Here is a 20,825-nt window from a genome sequence, read left to right as displayed (position 1 = left end):
TGGGTTGACGGCTCGAGCCGTCGGCGTCCGCTCCACCCCGGCAGGCATATTCGTCATCTCCCTGCGATGGTCGACTGCTCCGCCCGGAGCACCCCGCCTCAGCCCCGGATGGGCAGCCAGTCCAGCACGTCCTGGACGCCCTCGTCCCAGAAGTCCCAGGTGTGCGCGCCGGGGCGGAGGCGGGAGGTGACGTCGACCCCCGCATCCTCGGCCGCGGCGAGGAAGCGTTCGTTCTGGGTGATGAGCTGGTCCTCGGTGCCGCAGTCCAGGAACAGAGCCGGCAGCTCGGCGGGGTCGCGCCGGCCGAGCAGGCCGAGGAGGTCGTCGGCGGTGTCGGCGATCTCGCGCCCGTCCCAGACACGCTGGGCGAGGGTGCCGGTCCAGTCGAGATCCATCGAGGTGAGGTCGACCGCCCCGGACAGGCTCGCGGCGGCCGCGAAACGCTCCGGATGGTTCAGCGCCAGCTTGAACGCGCCGAAGCCGCCCATCGACAGGCCCGCGACGAAGGTGTCCTCCCGGGCGGTGGAGACGCGGAAGGTGCCCGCGACCAGCTGCGGCAGCTCCTCGGCGACGAAGGTCCAGTACGCCTCGCCCACCGCCTCGTCGGTGTAGAAGGAGCGGCGCACCTCGGGCATCACCACGGCGATCCCCTTCTCGGTCGCGTAGCGCTCGATCGAGGTGCGGCGCTCCCAGATGGTGCAGTCGTCGCTGAGCCCGTGCAGGAGGTAGAGCACGGGCACGGCGGGACCATCGACCGACGTCCCCGTGCCCGGCGCGTCGGCGCCCTCCATGCCGATCCCGGAGGCGGCCTGGGGCATCAGCACCACCATCGAGGTGCCCATGCCGAGGGATTCGGCGAAGAAGTCGGTGCGCAGGCGGATCATGTCTCTCCTCGATCGTCGGGATCCCAGCATCGCACCCGTCTCGACGCCTTCTGTGCCGCCACGACTCACGTCGGCCCGCACATGAGTCGTGGCGGCAGCAGATCTTCGCGGCCGGCGGGCCGCGGGGCCGGCAGGCCGCGGGGCCGCGGGGCCGCAGGGCCGGCAGGGCGCAGGGCGCAGGGCGCAGGGCGGATGCCTACGATGGCGGCATGACCGAGACCGCCCCCACCGCTCCCGCCGCCCCCGCCTGGATCCGCGACGCGATCTGCTGGCAGGTGTACCCGCTGGGCTTCTGCGGCGCGCCACGGCACCGCGAGGACCTCACCGGCGAGGGGTACGGCGGGGCCGACGGGGAGAACGTGGTCCACCGCCTCCCCCGGCTGGACGGCTGGCTCGACCACCTCGTCTCCCTCGGCGCGAACGTGCTGCTGCTGAACCCGGTCTTCGACTCGGTCTCCCACGGCTACGACACCCTCGAGCACCGTCGGCTCGACCCGCGCCTCGGCGACGAGGCGGACTTCGACGCGCTCGTCGCGGCCTGCCGCGAACGCGGGATCCGGGTGGTCCTCGACGGCGTCTTCAACCACATCTCCCGCCTCCACCCCACCGCGCGGCGCGCCGTCGCCGCCGGCCCCGGCACCGAGGAGGGCGACCGGATCCGCTGGTCGGGGACCAGCCCCTACGGCTTCGAGGGCAACGACGACCTGGTCGAGGTGGATCTCGCCGATCCCGTCGTCCAGGACCGGGTCGTGGAGATCATGGGCCGCTGGCTCGAGCGCGGGGCCGACGGGTGGCGGCTGGATGCGATGTACGCCGCGGGCGCCGAGGCCTGGGCGCCGATCCTCGAGCGGGTCCGCGCCGCGCACCCCGAGGCGTGGCTGCTGGGCGAGGTGATCCACGGCGACTACCCCGCCGTCGCCGCCGCCTCCGGCGCGGACTCGATCACCCAGTACGAGCTGTGGAAGGCGATCTGGTCCTCGCTGCGCGAGAAGAACCTCTTCGAGCTCGCCCACGCGCTCGGCCGCCACCAGGGCTTCCTCGATCTTTTCCGGGTCGCGGGCGCCGGCGCCCTGCCGCTGACCTTCGTGGGCAACCACGACACCACCCGCATCGCCTCCCAGCTGGCCGACGGGCGGGATCTCGCCGCCGCGATCGGCCTGCTCGCGCTGCTGCCCGGCATCCCCGCGCTCTACGCCGGGGACGAGTTCGGGGCCGTCGGCGTGAAGGAGGACCGCGCGGGCGGCGACGACGCGATCCGCCCCTGGTTCCCCGGATCGCCGGAGGAGGTGGTCGCCGCGCACGAGGCATCCGACGCCGGCGGCAGCGCCCCGCGCTCCCTGCAGCTGCTCGCCCCCGAGGCGGCGGGGAGGATCCTCGAGGTCCACCGCCGGCTGCTCTCCCTGCGCCGCCGCGAGCGGTGGCTCACCACCGCGTCCGTCGCCGTGGACGAGGCGACGCTGACCAACACGTGGGCGCAGATCCTGCTGACCCCGTCGGCCGACGACGGCGCGGCCGCCGTCGACGGCGAGCGCCCCGCCCCGCTCGTCCTCGTGCTGAACCTCGGCGACGAGGCGCGGCCCGCACCGGGCGAGGTGCTCGAGGCGGTCAGCGGCGCGGACATGCTCGACGCCGTCGGCCCTGCGCCGGACGGGACCGTGCCGGCGCACGGCATCGCCGTGGTGCGCTGAGCAGCGGCCCCGCGACGGTCCCAGCCGCCGGCGAGTCGCGCGTCGTAGGCTCGCCCCATGAGCATCGCGATCAAGCCCGCCGAGTCCGTGAAGACCGCCCCCGTCGTCGCCGCTGGGCTGATCGGCGGCTGGCTGACCGCGCGCGAGACGGGGATCCGCCCGCTCGGCGGCGTGGTGCTCGCCGCCGCCGGGATCTACGCGGGGCGCACCTGGCTGGCCCGCCGCGGCCCCGCCACCACGGCCGTGCTCGGCGCCACCTACGTGCTCGGCTTCGGTCTCTCGCACCCGCTCGCGAAGAAGATCGGGGCCTGGCCGGCGGTGCTCACGGTCACCGCCGCCTCCGCGGCCGCCTCGGCCCTGCTCTCCGACGCCGCCTACAGCGACTGGGTCCCGGCCGACGGCGAGAGCTGAGCCTCGTCCGCTCCTCCGGAGCCCGTCCGATGAGAGGTGTCGGAATGGCCCCGCATTCCGACACCTCTCATGGGATGGGCTCGCCGTGGGGCGGGGACGCCACGCCGGAAAGCGCATAATCCGCTGTCGTCCGTCGGGATAGTTGACTAGGCTAAGTCCTCGTCCTTGTCCCCGACCGCCGGGGCCGCACACCCCTGAGGATCCCTTTCCCCATGCTCGGCACCATGAGCCGCCTCTGGCAGACGGTCCGCCCCATCCGAATCCGCCTCTTCCTCGGCCTGCTCAGCGCCATGACCGCGTCGATCGTGGCGCTGATGATCCCGCAGGTCCTCGAGTTCATCGTCAACCGGCTCGGCAGCGACGCCACCGCCATCACCATCTGGACCGGCGGCGCGATCGTGCTGGGCCTCGGCATCGTCGAGGCCACCCTGATCTGGCTGCGCCGCACCTTCGCCGTCGCTCCCTCGACCACCGTCGAGAAGCAGATCCGCGTGAGCTTCTACGAGAAGGTCCAGCACCTGCCCGTCACCTTCCACGACGGCTGGGGCTCGGGCCAGCTGCTCTCGCGCATGATGAGCGACATCAACCAGATCCGCCGCTGGATCGCGTTCGGCATGATCATGGCGGTCACCAACGCGGTGACGATCATCGTGGGCATGACGCTGCTGATCCGCTCCAGCGCGGTCCTGGCGCTGATCTTCTTCGTCGCCGCGGTCCCCGTCACCGTCATCGCCTACCGCTTCAACCGCTCGTTCTCCGTCCTCTCCCGTCTCTCGCAGGACCAGAACGGCGATCTGGCCACCACCATCGAGCAGTCCGTGCAGGGCATCCGGGTGCTGAAGGCGTTCGGCCGCGGCCCCACCGCGCTGCAGGGCTTCACCGAGCAGGCCGAGGAGCTGCGCCGCACCGAGGTGCGCAAGGCGACCGCCATCGCCCGCTTCGACATGTTCATGTTCATGCTCCCCGAGGCCGCGCTCGGCGTGGCGCTGCTGGTGGGGCTGCACCTGACCGCGAGCGGGAACATCACCACCGGCCAGCTGGCCTCCTACTTCGCGACCGCGACGCTCGTCGTCGGCCCCGTGCGGATGCTCGGCATGCTGCTGGGCCAGGCCGTGAACGCCTCCACGGCGCTGGACCGCCACTACGAGGTGATGGACACCGAGAACACGATCGTCTCCCCCGCCGATCCGGTCCCCGTCGACCCCGCCGCCGCGACCGGGGCCGTGTACCTGAGCGATGTGCACTTCCGCTACGCCGACGCCCCGGACCACGTCGGCGACGTGCTCGACGGGGTGGATCTGGACATCCGCCCCGGCGAGACGATGGCGCTGGTGGGCGTCACCGGCAGCGGGAAGTCCACGCTGCTGCAGCTGGTGCCACGCCTGTACGACATCGACTCGGGCACGATCATGATCGACGGCGTCGACATCCGCGACATGGACCTCACCACGCTGCGCACCCTCACCGCCGTCGCCTTCGAGGACGCGACGCTGTTCTCCGACTCCGTGCGGGACAACGTGCTGCTGGGCGCCGACCCCGCGCTCGCCGAGGAGCAGGCCGACGAGCTGCTGCATCTCGCGCTGCGCACGGCCGATGCGACCTACGCCTACGAGCTGCCCGACGGGGTCGACACCCGGATCGGCGAGGAGGGCATGAGCCTGTCGGGCGGGCAGCGCCAGCGCCTCGCGCTCGCCCGTGCGATCGCCGCGAAGCCGGCCGTGCTGCTGCTGGACGATCCCCTCTCCGCCCTCGACACCAAGACCGAGGAGACCGTCACCGCGCGCCTGCGGGAGGTGCTCGAGGGCACCACCACCCTGATCGTCGCCCACCGCACCTCGACCGTCGCTCTCGCCGACCGGGTCGCGCTGCTGGACGAGGGGCGGGTGGTCGCCGTCGGCACCCACACCGAGCTGATGGCGCGCTCCGCCCGTTACCGCTGGGTGATCGCGAACCAGGAGGAGGAGCGCCGCCGCGACCAGGACATCGAGACGCTCACCGGAGAGCTCGAGCTGCGCGCCATCCAGGAGGAGGGCCGATGACCACCACCGCACCCACCGACCGCGACGACGCCGACGGCGGCGGAGCCCTCACCCCCGCGGAGGCCAAGGCCTCCCGCAAGCGCTCCTTCGCCCTGCTGGGCGAGCTGATCGCCCCGGTCAAGGGCCAGTTCGCGATCATGGCCGTGATGGTCGTGGTGGCCCAGCTCGCCGTCGTCGCGGGCCCGGCGATCATCGCCTGGGGCATCGACCACGGCCTTCCCTCCCTGCTGGAGGGGGATCCGTGGCCGGCCTTCCAGGCGGCGGTCCTCGCCGTCGGCGCCGCGATCGTCGGCGGCGTTCTGACCTTCGGGTACGTGCGCCAGTCCGTCGTCGTCGGCCAGCGGATGCTGCTGGCGCTGCGGCGGAAGGTCTTCCGCTTCACCCAGAAGCAGGACCTCGAGTTCCACGAGTCCTACACCTCCGGCCGCATCGTCTCGCGGCAGACCTCCGACATGGAGGCGTTGCGGGAGCTGCTGGACTCGGGCGTGAACGTGATGGTCGGCGCCTCGCTGTCGATGGTCTTCACGATCGTGCTGATCGTGGGGATGGACCCGGTGACGGGCCTGGTCATGCTGCTGATGCTGATCCCGTGCGTGGTGCTGACGGTGTGGTTCCAGAAGCGCTCGAGCATCGAGTACCGCGCGATCCGCACCCATTCGGCGCGGCTGATCGTGCACTTCGTGGAGGCACTGGCCGGGATCCGCGCCGTGAAGGCCTTCCGCAAGGAGGACCGCAACCAGGCCGAGTTCGATCGCCTCGCCCAGGACTACCGCGACGCGTCGATGCGCTCGATCAACGTGTTCGGCATCTACCAGCCGGCGCTGCGCGTGCTCGCCAACGTCACCATCGCCGCGGTGCTCGTCGTCGGCGGCTTCCGGGTGCTGCACGGCGATCTGCAGGTGGGCGTGCTGGTCGCGCTGGTGCTCTACTCCCGGCGCTTCTTCCAGCCGGTCGACGAGATCGCGAACTTCTACAACGCCTTCCAGTCCGCGGTCGCGGCGCTCGAGAAGATCGCGAACCTCCTGGCCGTCCAGCCCCATGTCAAGGAGTCGCCGGAGCCGACGCCGCTGCCGGCCTCGGACGGCCAGGTCGACTTCGAGGACGTGTCCTTCCGGTACACCGAGGACGGGCCGCTCGTGCTGCAGCCGATGGACCTCCACATCCCCGCCGGTCAGACGATCGCGCTGGTGGGACAGACGGGGGCCGGGAAGTCCACGGTCGCGAAGCTCATCGCCCGCTTCTACGACGCGACCGAGGGCGCGGTCAGGCTCGACGGCGTGGACCTGCGGGACATCTCCATGGAGGACCTCACCCGCAACATCGTCATGGTCACGCAGGAGGCGTATCTGTTCTCGGGCACCGTCGCGGACAACATCGCGCTGGGCAGGCCCGGCGCGAGCCGTGAGGAGATCGAGGCGGCGGCCCGCGCGATCGGGGCCGACGAGTTCATCGAGAAGCTCCCCTACGGCTACGACACCGACGTGAACAAGCGCGGCGGCCGGGTCAGCGCGGGACAGCGTCAGCTGATCTCCTTCGCGCGCGCCTTCCTCGCCGATCCGCGGGTGCTGATCCTCGACGAGGCGACCAGCTCGCTGGACATCCCCTCCGAGCGGATGGTGCAGGAGGGGCTGACCAAGCTCCTCGGCCGCCGCACCTCGCTGATCATCGCCCACCGGCTGACCACCGTGATGATCGCCGACCGCGTGCTCGTGGTGCACGACGGGAAGGTGGTCGAGGACGGCTCGCCGACGGAGCTCGTCGCCGCGGGCGGCCGCTTCGCCGCGCTGTACCAGGCGTGGCAGGAGTCGATGTAGCGACTCGGCGCCGGGACTTCGGTCCCGGCGCTGACCTGGGACGGCACGGTCGTGACCGGGTTGTGACGCACACCGCCGGGCAGGTGTCGGGAATCTCTACCCGTCGGGGCGGGGGCGGGCTATATTCCCCTCATCCCCATCGGACCCGATCCTGAGGAGAGCCGACGAGAGTCGGCAGTCACCCGCGGATCCCTGTGCTCCTCAGAGGTCATCATGAACCTGCACCTGTACTCGCGCGCCCGATTCCTGGCCCTGCTGCTCGCCGCGCTCGTCGTCGCCATTCCGCTCGCGATCGCGCCTCCGGCCGCGGAGGCCGCGGTGAAGAAGCCGTTGGACATCGTGAAGGTGTACTACGACCCGCCGGGCAAGGACCACGCGAAGAACTCCGGATATGTGAAGGAGTACATCCAGGTCAAGAACACCGGGAAGAAGACCCTCACGCTGACCGGCTACGTCATCCGCGACAACGGCCCGCAGAAGTTCACCTTCCCCAAGGGCACGAAGCTCGCCCCCGGCAAGACCCTCACGATCCGCTCCGGCAAGGGCAAGAACACCACGAAGACCAAGTACTGGAACAAGTCCAGCTACATCTGGAACAACACCGGCGACACGGCGCGGCTCTACAACGACAAGGGCAAGCTGCTGGAGTCCTGCAAGTACAAGGGCGTGCGGAAGAAGGCCTCGAAGGGCTACGTCCGCAGCACCACCACGACCGCCTTCTGCTGAGCGCCCATCACCCCGCCCAGTGGTAGTCGCTGCGACGGGCCCTGAGCCGGACCGTCTCGCGCTCAGTGCGATCCACCGGTCGAACGGTCCAGAGAAGCGAGAACGTCCAGCCCGCGAACTCCTCCTCCCGCCCGTCGACGGTCACGAGGGCATGATGAACTTCCGAGCCGTCGCGGAGCAGGAGCTCCGCGGCGTCGGACTCCTCGTACACGCCCACGCGGACGATGCCGACGCGCACCTCGCCGATGCGCCACTGCGACCCCTGGGAGAGGGTGATCTCCTCGACTGCCATGCTCATCCCTCCATCTCCACGGAGGAGACATTGCGGAAGCTGTCCTTGTACTGCGTCTCCGTCAGGTAGAGATCTCCTGACCGCTCGACTCCGTCATAGGTGCCCCCGTCAGGTCCCCAGGGGTTCTCGAGGTGGATCCGGTCCTCCGTCGACACGCTCCCGTCCGGAGCCTCCTCCCCTGCCGGGACGAAGCCGGCGACGTTGTACTCATGACGCGGCACGACGGTGCTGTCGTCGATCGCCCCTTCCCACCACGGGTAGAGCTTCGCGTCCTCGGGATGCTCGCTGGCCACGCTCACGGGCCCCCTGTCCAGACGCTCCTGGATCTCCTCGAAACTCGCCTCGCCCGTCTTCTCGGACCCGTTCGGGGTGAGCATCTCGTATCCCTCGTCGCCCCACCCCGTTTCGATGTGCTCGTAGTCGGGATCGCCGTAGCGGCTGCGGTGCTCGACGGCCGCCTTCTCGTAGATGGCGGGCCATCCACCCGAGACCGACTCCATGATCGGCACTCCGTCGTCGTCGAGCATCACCTCGCCGTTCTCGTCCCGCACCGGCACTCGGTGGTTGGCGGCATCGGCCGAGAACTCGGAGTCGACGATGATCTCCACGGGCTCCCCGTCCTTGTACATCCTGACGGTCCAGCTGCCGTCGCCGTTCTTCCACAGGTGCTCGCGGATGTAGTCGGGATCCCTCTCGGCGATGCCCATCAGGGCGGCGAGGAACCAGCAGTCGCCGATCCTTCCCTGCTCCACGCCTCGGGAGCCGATGTTCTCCTCGGCGTCCCCTTCCGCGGCGTCGTACGGCTCGGGTTCCGCCATGTCAGGCAGGATCGACGGATCGTCCTGGTCCCGCGCTTCGCTGCCGTGAGACGCCCTGCCCGTCACCGCAGCATCGTGCTCCGAGGCGGCATCCTGCTGATCGGCCTCGGCAGCGAGCCCATCGGCAAGCGTCTCCAGCTGCCTCGCGCAGTCGACGAGAAGGTCGACAGCCGCGACCGCACGCTCGCCGAAGCGTTCACGGTCCGATCCGATCCACTCGACCGCTTCCACGGCGGTCCCCACAGATCGCGACAGCTCATCGATGCCGACCGCTCCCCGCCGCAGCACGGCTGCGTGATCCCGCATCGTGCCCGTGACCGCCCCCAGGAACATGCTTCTCCCCGTCATCCCCATCGCATCGCGAACGGTCTCCGCCGTCTGTAGAGTTCTGTGCGGCGAGACTACGGCGGAGCCACCGCCCGCGCCATGGGCACTTCTCCCCTGTGGACAGGGGAGCCGATCCGGGGGTATCGAGATGGCCAGGACGACCGCACGGGCATTGCGTCCTCGCCGCCTGGCGCGCGCCGGCCTCGGCCTCGGCCTTCTCCTGGCGCTCGCCGGCTGCGGCGGCGAGGCTCTGACCGCTCCAGCAGCCGCGGAGAGGTACCCCGCGATCGCGGAGGAGGTCGCCGACGCCCTCGGGGAGCAGGTCGCGCCGCTCACCTCGGACGAGAACGCTCCCCAGGTCGGCGCGGACTCCGCGGGGTGCAGGGTCGTCGGCGCCACGTTCGAGAGCTCGGACCTCCTGGGAGACCAGGGCCCGGGCGCCCCGACGGCCGAGCAGGTCACCGAGGTCGCGGACTCGGTGCTCACGCAGCACGACTTCGCTCCGCTCGCCTCCGAGGACGACGACCCGGCGCCCATGGAGAGCCTCGTGGCCAGGGACGACCAGGGCGGCGCGATGCGGGTGGTGATCGAGTCCCGGCCGGGCCGGGCCACGCTGCGCCTCTGGTGGAGCGCGCAGGTCGAGACCGACGACGCCCCCTGCGATCAGTCGCTGCTCGGCTGAGTCGCTGCTCGCGCCGTGTCCAGGGGGAGCGGATGTCGCCCTGCGCTCCACGCCTCCCACAGACGAGCGAAGGCTCCGCCCGCGGCGATGAGCTCCTCGGGCGTGCCGCTCTCGACGATCCGGCCCGACTCCATCACGAGGATCCGGTCGCACTCCACGGCTTGGGAGAGCCGGTGCGCGATGACGAGCGCGGACCGGTCCCGGACCAGTGCGGAGGCGGCGACGTCCAGGCCCCGGTCCCCGTCCCCGTGGGCCGTGGCCTCGTCCAGGACGATCAGCGCGGGATCGGCGAGATCGAGCCGGCACAGCGCGAGATGCTGCACGGCCGCGGGCCCCAGCGGGTGACCGCCGGGTCCGACGGCGGTGTCCAGCCCGTCGGGCAGCTCGTCGAGCAGCTCGGCGCCGCCGAGCCGGTCCAGGGCGGCGCGCAGCTGCTCGTCGCTCGCGTCCGGGGCGGCGAGGGTGAGGTTCGCGCGCACGCTCCCGTCGAAGAGATGGGATTCCTGGGCGGCGGTCATGATCCGCTCCTCACGCACGCCGCGGTGCACCTGCCCCGCCCCGGCGCGGTGCACTCCGGCGATGAGCGCGGCGAGTGTCGACTTCCCCGAGCCGGTCTCGCCCACCACGGCCACGCGCTCCCCCTCCCGCAGGTGCAGGTCGACGCCCTCGAGCACGGGGGCGCGGCCGTCGTAGGAGAAGCCGACGCCCTCGAGCGCGACCAGGGAGTCCGACGGGGACGGGTCGATCTCCGGACGACCGGTCGACGGCGGCGTTCCCGCGGGAGAGCCGCCGCGCCCGGGCGTCCCTGCGGAAGGGCTCTCGCCGATACCGATGACGCGTCCGAGCGAGGCGAGCGCCGCCTGCAGATCGTCCATCACCATGAGCAGCCCGGCGAGCGGCCCCATCGCGCGCAGGTACAGGATCGTCGCGGCGGTGACCGCGCCGGGGCTGCCCTGCGAGGTGACGGCGAGCGCGATGCCGAGGGCGAGGACGGCGCCGAGGCCGAGCGCCTCGATGAGGTTCAGCCGGCCGAAGAGACGGTTCTGCACGATCCGGGAGCGCATCGACCAGCGCACGGTCTGCCAGGTGGCGGCCTCGGTGCGGCGCAGCTGCCGCAGTTCGAGCCGGTGCGCGGTCACGGTGGGCAGCTGCGTCAGGGTGGCGAGCACCTCGGCGCCGCGGCGTGACTCGGCCCGGCGTCCGGCGGCGTAGACGGGCGGGGCGGTGCGCAGGTACCAGCGCAGGGTGTGCGCGTAGAAGGGCAGGGTGAGCGCGATGACCGCGAGATAGCGCAGGTCCAGGGAGAGCAGGCTCGCCCCCACGAGCACGAGCGTGAACACCGAGACCGCGATGCGGGGCAGCACCTCGGGGAGGGTCTCCGAGATCTGGGCGATGTCGTCCCCGGCGCGGGTGACCACGTCCCCGGTCCCGGCCGCCTCGATGCGGGCTCGGGGCAGGCGCAGCGCCGCGTCGACGAACGCTTCCCGCAGCTCGGCGATGACGGTCTCGGCGAGGCGCGCGAGGGACACCGCTCCGGCCCATGCCAGCAGTCCGGCGGCGAGCGCCGCCGCGACCAGCAGCCCCGCCTGCAGCACGAACGCGGGCGGGATCCCCTCGCCGTTCAGGCCGCCGTCGAGCACGGTGTCGACGAACCAGCCGATCACCAGCGGGAAGACGATCGCGGTCGCGGACTCGAGCAGGAACAGCCCCAGGATCCCGGCCAGGTGCAGGCGCCGCCCCCGCAGGTGCGCCCACAGGTGGCGGGCGACGGTGCGGCCCGAGGCGACCGGCAGCGTCGCGCTCGCGGACGTGGCAGGCGATGTCATGTGCTCAGTCCTTGTGCGGGTGCGGGGGTGAGGACGCGGTCGGCGACGGCGCGGTAGACGGGCGAGGAGCTCATCACGAGGGTGGCGCGCCCGGTCCGGCCCGCCTGCAGGGCGTGGGCGATGCGCGCCTCGGTGACCGCGTCGACGGAGGTGGTGGGGTCGATGAGCACGAGCACCGCGGGGTCCGCCGCGACGGCGCGGGCGAGGCCGAGGCGCTGTCGCTGCCCTCCCGAGAGCTCCCAGCCGCCGTCGCCGATCGCGGTCCGCTCCCCGACGGGCAGCTCGTGGCCGGCCAGCGCCGCGAGCTCGAGCGCGGCCCGTGCACGCTCGGGAGGGACGGGATCCTCGCCGGTGGCGCGCACGTTCTCGAGGACGGTGCCCGTGAACAGGCCCGGGACCGAGGGCGCGACGAGCAGGTGCCGGCGCAGCGCCGAGGGTCGCCAGCGATGCAGCCGCTCCCCGCCCGCGCGCACTGCCCCGTGGTCGGGGACGGCGTGGAGGGTCAGCAGGTCCCGCAGCGCGGCGCGGTCCTCGCGTGGCAGGTCCAGCACCACCAGCTCGTCGGGGCCGATCTGGCCGGTCAGCCGGCTCCCGCTGGGGAGCTGCAGGTCCTCGAACACGAGCCCGGTGCCGCGCGACCCCGTCGTGGCCCCCGTCCCGTCGGCCGCCTCCCGATCGGGACCCGCGCCCTGGACGTGGCCGAGCGCGGCCGGGTGCGGCGGGACGGCGAGCAGATCCAGCAATCGGCGGGCCGAGGCCTGCGAGATCGCCCAGAGCGATCCGAGGGTGCCCACGAGCGCATCCAGCGGGCGCACCAGGTTCACGGCGATCCCGGCGACGGTGACCAGCTGCCCCGGGGTGATCGTGCCCGCGAAGGCCATCAGCGCCGCGGCCACGGCCACGAGCACCGCGAACAGCTGGGCGGCGGCGGTGCTGAGCCCGGTGAAGGCCGCCTGGGCGGAGCGGGCCGCGAGGGTCGCGCGCAGGGTCGAGCGGCTCACCGCCCGGTAGCGGTCCGCAGCGACGGACTGGGCGTGCAGCCCTCTCAGCACCCGGTAGCCGCCCATGAGGTCCGCGGCGGCTGCGGCGGCGTCGGCCATCCCCTCCTGCTCGGCGAGGCTGCGCCGTCGCAGCGGACGGGCGGCGAGGTGCATCAGCAGCAGCACCAGCGGCAGGGCCAGGATCGTGCCGATCCCGAGCGCGGGGTGCACCGCCACCAACAGGCCGGCCGCGAGGACGAGGCCGACGACCTCGCCGGGCGGGTAGATCGTCGCGTACAGCACGAGGCAGGCGCGGTGCACGTCGGCCGTCGCGATCGACAGCAGCGCCCCCGGCGCCCGGGCCGGGTCGGCGGTGCCGCGCTCGTCCAGGAGCCGTTCGAGCACCGTGCGGGACAGCTCGTAGTGGGAGCGCTGCACCCCGAACCAGCCCATGCGCCCGCCGAAGCGGTAGCCGATGTTCATCGCGAGATACAGGCCCGCGAGCGCTGCGGCCCACAGTGCGAGGGTCTCGGCGAGGGCGCTGAGACCGGTGCCCGCCGCGGCGGGGGCGATCACCTCGTCGACGAGGCGACCGATCACCACCGGCTGCAGCATGAGCGCGGTGTTGTAGAGGATCAGCAGCGCGGAGCCCGGTGCGACGAAGCGCAGGGCGCTGCGGACGATCTGCGCGCTCAGCCGTGCCGGGGACCAGCTCGGGTCCACGTGCAGCGGGCGATCGAGCGGCGGGGAGGCCGGAGGGTCCAGCAGACCGTGACGGCGCTGCGGCCCCTGCGGCTCCCCGGCCCCCGCCGTCCCCGGGACCGGCTCCCCCGCCGGTCCTGCGGCCGACTCCCCCGCCGACCGTCTTCTCCGCACCACCCCTGGCTCCTCTCAGCGCACCGCTGCGCGGTACACCGTCAGGCCCCACCCGACGGTGGAGCGCTCCGGCACGGGGAGACCGGCCTGCGCGAACAGGGCCAGGTTCTCCTCGTGGGTGCGCATCCCGCCGCCGTGGAGGGCGAAATCGAGCAGGTCCTGCTCGTAGTCGTGCTCGTGGGCGAGCTCGGGCTCGAGCAGCTCGGTGAGGACGAGGACCCGGCCTCCCGCGGGGAGCGCACCGGCCGCGGTGCGCAGCGCCTCGGTCGCCGCGTCGTCGCCCAGGCGGGCGAGGTGCTCGACGAGCAGCACGGCCTCGGCTCCGCCGGCCTCGATCCGGTCCTCAGCCTCGAGCCGCCCCTCGACCACGTCGGTGCGCTCGAGGGTCCGTGCGAGCTCGCGGTGCACCTCCGCCTCCTCCGGGGCGGCGAGGATCCGCGCCTGCAGCCGGACGTGCGCGGAGGTGAGCGCATGGGCGACGGTGCTCGCGCCCTGCCCGGTCACGAGCACCCGCTCCAGGCCGGCGATCGCCGGAGACTGGGCGAGGGCGCCGGCGACGTAGCCGGCCACCTCGGCCTCGTCCTCGAGCCGGGCCCGGCGCAGCGCCGGATCGCGGTGCAGGCGGGAGCGGGCGGCAGCGGCGACCTCGGAGGTGCCGGTGCCGCGCACGGCATCGAGCAACGACGCCAGCCCCGCGATCTCGGCGAGCGCGTCGTGGCCCTCGAGGTCGAGGTGCTCCTCGACGTGGTCGTCCTCGAGCTCGCGCCCGAGGTCCGTGAGCCGGTGCCGCTCGTCCTCGTCCCGCTCGATGATCCCGATCGCCTCGAGATAGCGCACGAGCTTGCCGAGCCCGGCCCGGTCGGCGCCGCTGGCCTCGGCGAGCTCGGTGATCGTGCGGGCCCCGCCGTCGAAGGCTCCCGCGAGGCCGACGGTGGCCGCGACGCGCAGGGCGACGCCGGGCAGCAGCTCGGAGAGCTCGTGGAACTGCTCGCCGCGGTCCTCGGTGGCCTCGAGGTCCTGCTCGCCCGTGGCGTCGTCGACGGCGACCTCCTGGCGGCGCCAGTAGCCGGTGACCTCGACCTGCTCCTTGGGCAGGCCCTTCTCGCGCCGCAGCCAGCGACGGATCGGCACGAGGGTGAGGGTCTCCCCGGCGACCCAGGCGAAGACCTTCCCCTCCCACCAGTCCGCGGCCCGGATCGCATCGAAGAGGGTGCTGGTGGTGCCGGCCTCGGCGCCGTCGCGGCTGAACCAGGTCACCTCCACCCCGCGCGGGACCACGAGCTCCTGCACGTGCTCCTTGTCGGCGACCTCGATGAACACCTGGCCGCGTGCGCCGGCGGGCCATTCCTCGAGCCAGCGGCCGATCGCGGGCAGGGCGGTCTCGTCCCCGGCCACGAGGGTCCAGTCCACGCCCTGGGGATGCGGGGCGGAGGACTTCGGGCCGGCCCAGTGCACGCGCTCCCCCGGCTGGACGCGATACGCCCAGCGGGTCGCCGGGCCCACGCCGTGGCGCACGAAGTCGAGGTCGACCTCGCCGTGCTCCCCGGCCGTCGGGTCCCAGCGGCGCACCGTGTAGGTGCGGAACAGCAGGTGGGGGTGGGCGCGGGGCCAGTTCAGCACGCCGTCGGCCTGGGTGGGCGCGACGGGCTCGGGCGCCTCGGGGTGGTGCAGGATCAGCTTGCCCTCGTCGTCGAAGGCGTCGGAGCGGAAGGCGTTGACGGGGAAGCCGTTGGCGGCGATGTGGGCGCGCAGCTGCTCGCCGCCGAGAGTCACGCGGCGCATGCCCGAGGTGACGTCGGCGACGCGCAGCACCTCCAGCTCGCGGACGGTGATCGGGTAGACGTCGAGCGGTCGCAGGCTGCGTGCCATGGGGTCCTCCTGAGGGGCGGTTCGGGGGTGGTGGACGGGACGGGGTCGGGACGGATCAGGTCGGCTCCGCCGGAGCGGGTGCCGCGGTGCAGGGATCCAGGGGGACGACGGCGGGGGTGCCGGTGACGGGATCGGGGACCACCAGGGCGCGCAGACCGAACACCTCCTGGATCATCTCGGCGGTGACCACCTCGACCGGTGCACCGGTGGCCACCACCTCGCCGTCGCGCATCACGATCAGCTCGTCGGCGTAGCGGGCGGCCTGGTTGAGGTCGTGCAGCACCGTGACCACGGTCTTCCCCTCCTCGTGGAGGGTGCGCAGCAGCTCCATCAGCTCGTACTGGTGGGCGATGTCCAGGAAGGTCGTCGGCTCGTCCAGCAGCATGATCGGGGTCTGCTGGGCGAGCAGCATCGCGACCCACACCCGCTGGCGCTGCCCTCCGGAGAGCTCGTCGACCAGCCGGCCCGACAGCTCCGTGAGCCGGGTGGCCTCGAGCGCGCTGGCCACGGCCGTCTCGTCGCTCTCGCGCCACTGCTGGATCAGCGACTGGTGCGGGGCGCGGCCGCGGGAGACGAGGTCCGCCACGCGGATCCCATCGGGGGCGAGCGAGGTCTGCGGGAGCAGGCCCAGCCGGCGCGCGACCTCCTTGGAGCGGTAGGCGCCGATCGCCTTCCCGTCCAGCAGCACCCGTCCCTCGACGGGGGTGAGCACGCGCGCGAGCGCCCGCAGCAGCGTGGACTTCCCGCAGCCGTTGGGGCCGATGATCGCGGTGAAGGAGCGGTCCGGGATCTCCACGTCGAGGTGGCGGGAGATGATCCTTCGGTCGTAGCCGATGGTGACGTCCTCGGTGCGCACTCGCGCTCCGGAGGAGGGCAGGGCACGGGTCATCGGGGGCCTCCGTACTGGGCGCGGGACTCGCGGATCAGCAGGTGGATCAGGTAGATCCCGCCCAGGCACACGGTGATCAGCCCGACGGGCACGGGGCGGTACGCCTGCGCGATCAGCAGGGACAGCAGGTGGGCGGCGGCGAGCAGGGCGGCCCCCATCGCGGCGGAGGACAGCAGGCTCACCCCCGGGGAGCGGGTGAGGCGTCGGGCGAGCTGCGGGGCGACCAGCGCGATGAAGCCGATCGGTCCTGCGGCGGCGGTGACCAGCGCGACGGTCGCCACCCCGGTCACCAGCAGCGCGAGGCGCGCGCGGTGGGGACTGGTGCCCTGGGTGATCGCGGCGTCGTCCCCGAGCTCCAGGGCGCGCAGCGCGGGGTGCAGCAGCACGGCGGCCACCACGATCACGGCCGCGATCGCGAGGGAGGGCGTCATCGAGCCCCAGGAGACGCGGGCGATCGAGCCGGCGCCCCAGAAGCCGACGGTCATGGCGTCGGCGAGCTCCGCACGGGTGATGAGATAGGTGTTGAGCGAGCCCAGCAGCGCCGAGACCCCGATCCCCACGATGATCAGGCGGAAGCCCGAGATGCCCTGCCGATGGGCGAGGAGGTACACCGCCGTGGCGGTGAGCAGGCCGCCCAGCAGCGCGGCGGCCGCGATCGCCCAGTAGCTGGTCGCGCCGACGAGCAGGATCGTCACCACCACCGCGGTGTAGGAGCCGGCGTCGAAGCCGATCACGTCGGGCGAGCCCAGCGGATTGCGGGTCAGGGACTGGAAGATCGCCCCGCCGATGCCGAGCAGCGCGCCGAACACCACCGCGGCGAGCGCGACCGGGGAGCGCCACTCGAGCACGATCACCCGGTGGAAGCGCTCGGCGGCGCCGGTGAAGGCGCCGAGCACGTCGCCGACGGTGAGCGGGAAGTCCCCGAAGGTGATCGCCGCGGTCGCGACCGCCGCCGCGCCGAGCAGCAGCGCGGCCGAGAGCAGCACGAGCCTCAGCGGCATCCGCTGGGACAGCAGCGGGGTGCGCAGGGTGAGGGAGGGGTAGCCGAGGTCCACCCGCCCCTCCTCGGTCCGCGGGGCACGCTTCTCGGTGGTCACAGACCGCTCGCCCTCCTGCGTCGCACGAGCGCGATCAGCACCGGTGCGCCGATCACGGCGGTCATGATCCCCACCTCGATCTCGCCCGGGCGGCCGAGGACGCGGCCGAGGACGTCGGCCGCGAGCACGATCACCGGCGCCGTGAGCGCCGAGTACGCGATGATCCAGCGCTGGTCGGGGCCGACGATCCAGCGCACGACGTGCGGGACCATCAGGCCGATGAAGCCGATTCCGCCGGTCAGGGCGGTGCCGGCCCCGGCGAGCAGGGTCACGGCGAGCACGCCGAGCATGCGCGTGCGCAGGATGCTGGTGCCGAGGGCGGCGGCGAGGTCGTCGCCGAGCGCGATCGCGTTGAGGGATCCCGAGAGCAGCAGGGCGAGCAGCAGCCCATGAGGAAGGGGACCACCTGCATCGTGTCGGCGAGGCCGGTGCGGGCGATGGAGCCGACGCCCCAGTTCCGCAGCGCGTCGAAGGTGTCGGGGTCGATGAGGGTGAGGAAGGTCGAGAAGCCCGTCAGCACCGCGCCGAGCGCGACCCCGGCGAGCACGAGGGTGACCGGGGAGGCGCTGCCGCGACCCGCGGAGCCGATCATGAACACCAGCACGGTCGCCCCGGCCGCGCCGAGGAAGGCGAGCCAGATGTAGCCGGTGATGCCGGAGATGCCCAGCAGCCCCACCCCGAGGGTGACGGCGAAGCCGGCCCCGGCGTTCACGCCCAGGATCCCCGGGTCCGCGAGCGGGTTGCGGGTGAGGGCCTGGATCACGGCGCCCGACACCCCGAACGCGGCGCCGACCAGGATGCCGACGACGGTGCGCGGGATCCGGAGGGTGTGCACGATGATCGAGGCCTCGGAGCCGTCGGGCCGCCAGAGCCCGGACCACACCGCGTCCAGCGGCAGCGGGTTCGCGCCGATCATGAAGCTCGCCAGGGACGTCACGGCGAGCCCGGCGATCACCGCGAGCAGGCCCAGGGCACGGCGCAGGCGCGGGGGCCGGCCGGGTGCGGGTGTCGTGGCGCTCGCGGTGGCGGTCGTCGCCGCGGAGGCGGGAGCGGGGGCGGTCATGGACGGATGGGCTCCGGCATCTGCCGGGCGAGCCGGTCGCGCGCGCTCATGCCTCGAGGACCCCGTCGAGGACGGACTCGAGCTGGTCGACGATGTAGGGCAGGCCCAGCGGGTCCGGCCAGCTCAGCCCCCAGGGCAGGCACCAGCCGTAGGTGCTCTCGACGTCGGTGTGGCCGACGACCCCTGCCTGCACCGCCTCGAGGCGCTGGTAGAGATCGCTGGACTCGAGCCATTCGGCGGCGACCTCCGGATCGTCCTCGCCGCCGTGCTGGTGGATGACCAGCACGTCGGCATCGGCGAGGCTGAGGTTCTCCAGGCTCAGCGCCTCGGTGACCTCGTCCGCGTGCGGATGCGGGGCGAAGCCGAGGGTGGTGAGCAGCTCCTCGGTGGTGGTGCCGGCGAGGTTGACCAGCTCGATGCCGTACTCCTGACCGCGGTTGATGAGGATCGAGACAGTGCGCCCCTCGTACTCGGGGTGAGCCGCGGCGACGTCGGAGATGTGCTGCTCGGCGTCGGCGATGACCTGCTCGCCGGCCGCGGCCCGGTCCACGGCGACGGCCAGGCTGCGCACCAGGGCTCGCCAGTCCTTGGAGGTCTGCCCGTACTCCTCCTCGGAGTCGCGGACGAGCACGGGCGCGATCGCGGAGAGCCGCTCGAAGCGGTCGCCCACGGCATCGAGCGTCTGGGCGACGATGAGGTCCGGCTCGGCGGCGGCGAGCACCTCGTAGGGGAAGGCGTCGGCCCAGACGTCGATCTTCTCGGCCCGCGCCATCTGCTCCTCACGACCCACCAGCCAGCCCATGTCCTCGACGGTCCAGGGGGTCAGCACGGGCGCGAGGCCCAGGGCGACCACGGTCTCGAGATCCCCGAGCCCGCCGACCACCGCGATCCGCTGGGGCACCCCGTCGAGGACGGTCTCGCCGTAGGGGGCTGACGAGGGTGAGGGGGTACGCGGTCGTGCCCTCCCCCTCGACCTGTGCGTCCCCGCCGCTGTCGGATCCTCCCCCGGACCCGCCCGCATCGCCGTCCGAGCAGGCGACGAGCGCGCCGAGCACGGCGAGGCCGCCGCCGGCGAGGAATGCGGCGCGGGAGGGGCGCAGGCGTCGTGCGGAGGGGACGGGCAGCGAGGACGCGGTCATGGGCATGTCCTTCCGGTGGGGGCGAGGGGACGTCGAGGTCGGACGCGGCGGAGCGTGGTGCGGTGCGGCGGGGTCAGCGCGCGAGCGTCGTGCGCAGGATCGGGATCAGCTGCTCGGCGGCCCACTGCTTGCCGAGCGGTCCGCCCTGGGCGAGCGCCCAGGCGAGGTTCCCCGTGTGCTCCTCGCCGTCGAAGCGGTAGCCGTCGTCGGACATGTGCAGGACGGCGACATGGCCGTCCCGTGCGGCCTGGAGCTTCCCGAACAGCTCCTGGTCGGTCAGGAGGCGCTCGAACTCCGTCTCGTCCTCGGTGTTGTTCGCGATGACCAGCACGTCGGCGTCGAGCTGGGAGATCAGCTCGGCGCTGACGAGGTCGTCGTCCACGAACTGCTCCGCGAGGGGGTTCGGGGAGAAGCCGAGGTCGAGGAAGATCTGCTCCGCATCGGAGCCGGTCGTCGAGAAGTACGCCAGCCCCCACTCCTCGGCGTACTGGACCGCGTAGGTCGCGGTGAGCCCCTCGAACCCGGGGTTCTCCTCGCGAGCGGTCTCGAACCAGCTGCCGTGCTCCGCGATCGCCCTCTCCGCTGCGGAGGAGAGGTCCAGGGCCTCCCCGAGCGCGGCGAGCTCTGTGTGCCAGTCCGCCTCGAGCGCGGCGTCGTCGCTGCTCGCCGCGAGCACCGGCGCGATCGCGGAGAGCTGCTCGAACTCGCCGGAGAGGCTCTTGCCGAACACGACGATGAGATCGGGCTCCGCCGCGGCGACGGTCTCGTACGGGGTGATGCCCTCGCTGTCGGCGGGGAAGATCTCGGGGATCTCGCCGGGCAGGGCCTCGAGGGTCCAGATCGCGCGCTCGACCGTCTCCGGGGCGATCACCGGGGTGATGCCGAGCAGGCCGAGCAGCTCGCTGTCGCGCCCGGTGGGGCTCACGGCCGCGATGCGCACCGGGCGCTCGGGCAGCTCGGTCTCGCCCCAGGCGGTGGTGAGCGCGAGCGGGTAGCTGGTGGCGCCCTCGGCGGCGGGCAGCTCGCCCTCGGCCGCAGTGCCGTCGGACCTGCCGCCCCCGTCGGAGGCGCTCTCGCCGCCGGAGACGCCCGAGCAGGCCACCAGGGTCAGCATCCCGGCGAGGCCGCCTGCGGCGAGGAAGGCGGCGCGGCTGATGTGCGGGCCGACGGGACGATGGCGGGGGATGGCGGTCACGGTGGGGGCACCTCGGGGGAACAGCGCCGATGATCGGCAGGCGGGACGGGGCGGTGGGATCCGGCCCCGACCGAGTAGATTAGGCATGCCTAACCTCTCCGGCTGTGCAGATCCGGTCGCCTTCGGTGCCGATCCTGACGATCCTCGCGTTCCGGACGGTGGGCGCTCCCGCGCGGGCGGTCCCGGCCCGCGCCCGATCCCTGTCAGGAG

Annotated in this window: 16 protein-coding genes and 1 pseudogene; 6 read left to right on the top strand and 11 right to left on the bottom strand. The window is 72.7% G+C overall.

Annotation, left to right across the window (positions count from 1 at the left end; translation table 11 throughout):
• Positions 1-98: 98 nt before the first annotated feature.
• The gene (locus tag D1648_RS02105) at positions 99-884 is read right to left on the bottom strand and encodes an alpha/beta hydrolase family protein (protein ID WP_122939161.1); all 786 of its coding nucleotides are present in this window, start codon (positions 882-884) and stop codon (positions 99-101) included.
• A gap of 209 nt (positions 885-1,093) precedes the next feature.
• Between D1648_RS02105 and D1648_RS02100 the strand changes: the two genes are divergently transcribed.
• The 5 genes from D1648_RS02100 to D1648_RS02080 all read left to right on the top strand — a co-directional run bounded on the left by D1648_RS02100 (position 1,094) and on the right by D1648_RS02080 (position 7,562).
• Positions 1,094-2,572 (top strand): alpha-amylase family glycosyl hydrolase, encoded by a 1,479-nt coding sequence (locus D1648_RS02100; protein WP_122939160.1) that lies wholly within the window; start codon positions 1,094-1,096, stop codon positions 2,570-2,572.
• A gap of 57 nt (positions 2,573-2,629) precedes the next feature.
• Entirely contained in the window at positions 2,630-2,983 is a 354-nt protein-coding gene (locus D1648_RS02095; protein ID WP_122939159.1) for a hypothetical protein, read from the top strand.
• 212 nt (positions 2,984-3,195) lie between these two features.
• On the top strand, positions 3,196-5,022 hold the full coding sequence (locus D1648_RS02090; RefSeq protein ID WP_122939158.1) for an ABC transporter ATP-binding protein: 1,827 nt from the start codon (positions 3,196-3,198) through the stop codon (positions 5,020-5,022).
• Positions 5,019-6,836 carry an ABC transporter ATP-binding protein gene (locus tag D1648_RS02085; RefSeq protein WP_122939157.1) on the top strand — a complete coding sequence of 606 codons (1,818 nt, stop codon included), beginning with the start codon at positions 5,019-5,021 and terminating at the stop codon, positions 6,834-6,836. The genes D1648_RS02090 and D1648_RS02085 overlap by 4 nt, the downstream gene beginning before the upstream one ends.
• Before the next feature lie 213 nt (positions 6,837-7,049).
• Positions 7,050-7,562, top strand: coding sequence for a lamin tail domain-containing protein (locus D1648_RS02080; protein WP_122939156.1), 513 nt, complete (start codon positions 7,050-7,052; stop codon positions 7,560-7,562).
• Positions 7,563-7,569: 7 nt separating this feature from the next.
• Here D1648_RS02080 and D1648_RS02075 read toward each other — a convergent pair whose 3' ends face one another.
• Together D1648_RS02075 and D1648_RS17825 are read right to left on the bottom strand one after the other, a co-directional pair.
• On the bottom strand, positions 7,570-7,860 hold the full coding sequence (locus D1648_RS02075; RefSeq protein WP_126281963.1) for a hypothetical protein: 291 nt from the start codon (positions 7,858-7,860) through the stop codon (positions 7,570-7,572).
• Entirely contained in the window at positions 7,857-8,672 is an 816-nt protein-coding gene (locus tag D1648_RS17825) for a C2 family cysteine protease (RefSeq protein WP_164518545.1), read from the bottom strand. The genes D1648_RS02075 and D1648_RS17825 overlap by 4 nt, the downstream gene beginning before the upstream one ends.
• A gap of 475 nt (positions 8,673-9,147) precedes the next feature.
• On the opposite strand from D1648_RS17825, the gene D1648_RS17820 reads away from it, so the two are divergent.
• Positions 9,148-9,681 carry a hypothetical protein gene (locus tag D1648_RS17820; RefSeq protein ID WP_164518544.1) on the top strand — a complete coding sequence of 178 codons (534 nt, stop codon included), beginning with the start codon at positions 9,148-9,150 and terminating at the stop codon, positions 9,679-9,681.
• Here D1648_RS17820 and D1648_RS02060 read toward each other — a convergent pair.
• From D1648_RS02060 to D1648_RS02025, 8 genes and pseudogenes are all read right to left on the bottom strand, one after another.
• Complete coding sequence (locus tag D1648_RS02060) at positions 9,663-11,507, bottom strand: ABC transporter ATP-binding protein (RefSeq protein ID WP_122939152.1); 1,845 nt, start codon at positions 11,505-11,507, stop codon at positions 9,663-9,665. The two genes, D1648_RS17820 and D1648_RS02060, sit on opposite strands and share 19 nt — an antisense overlap.
• Complete coding sequence (locus D1648_RS02055; protein WP_126281962.1) at positions 11,504-13,363, bottom strand: ABC transporter ATP-binding protein; 1,860 nt, start codon at positions 13,361-13,363, stop codon at positions 11,504-11,506. Before D1648_RS02055 ends, D1648_RS02060 begins: the two co-directional genes overlap by 4 nt.
• Positions 13,364-13,378: 15 nt before the next feature.
• Positions 13,379-15,232 (bottom strand): SIP domain-containing protein, encoded by a 1,854-nt coding sequence (locus D1648_RS02050; RefSeq protein ID WP_122939150.1) that lies wholly within the window; start codon positions 15,230-15,232, stop codon positions 13,379-13,381.
• Between the two features lie 55 nt (positions 15,233-15,287).
• Positions 15,288-16,121 (bottom strand): ABC transporter ATP-binding protein, encoded by an 834-nt coding sequence (locus D1648_RS02045; RefSeq protein WP_122939149.1) that lies wholly within the window; start codon positions 16,119-16,121, stop codon positions 15,288-15,290.
• A complete protein-coding gene (locus tag D1648_RS02040) occupies positions 16,118-17,218 on the bottom strand; it encodes an iron chelate uptake ABC transporter family permease subunit (protein WP_241155320.1) in 1,101 nt (366 codons plus the stop codon). The genes D1648_RS02045 and D1648_RS02040 overlap by 4 nt, the downstream gene beginning before the upstream one ends.
• Positions 17,215-18,281, bottom strand: a pseudogene (locus D1648_RS02035) (FecCD family ABC transporter permease). Before D1648_RS02035 ends, D1648_RS02040 begins: the two are co-directional and overlap by 4 nt.
• Positions 18,282-18,327: 46 nt before the next feature.
• Positions 18,328-19,182 carry an ABC transporter substrate-binding protein gene (locus tag D1648_RS02030; RefSeq protein WP_164518543.1) on the bottom strand — a complete coding sequence of 285 codons (855 nt, stop codon included), beginning with the start codon at positions 19,180-19,182 and terminating at the stop codon, positions 18,328-18,330.
• A 311-nt stretch (positions 19,183-19,493) separates the two neighbouring features.
• Positions 19,494-20,615, bottom strand: coding sequence for an ABC transporter substrate-binding protein (locus D1648_RS02025; protein WP_122939147.1), 1,122 nt, complete (start codon positions 20,613-20,615; stop codon positions 19,494-19,496).
• Between the last annotated feature and the right edge of the window lie 210 nt (positions 20,616-20,825).

The sequence above is a fragment of the Brachybacterium sp. EE-P12 genome (assembly GCF_003711805.1).
Lineage (GTDB): Bacteria > Actinomycetota > Actinomycetes > Actinomycetales > Dermabacteraceae > Brachybacterium.
Note: the sequence above shows the minus strand (reverse complement) of the source record. Positions and strands in the feature narration are given on the sequence as shown.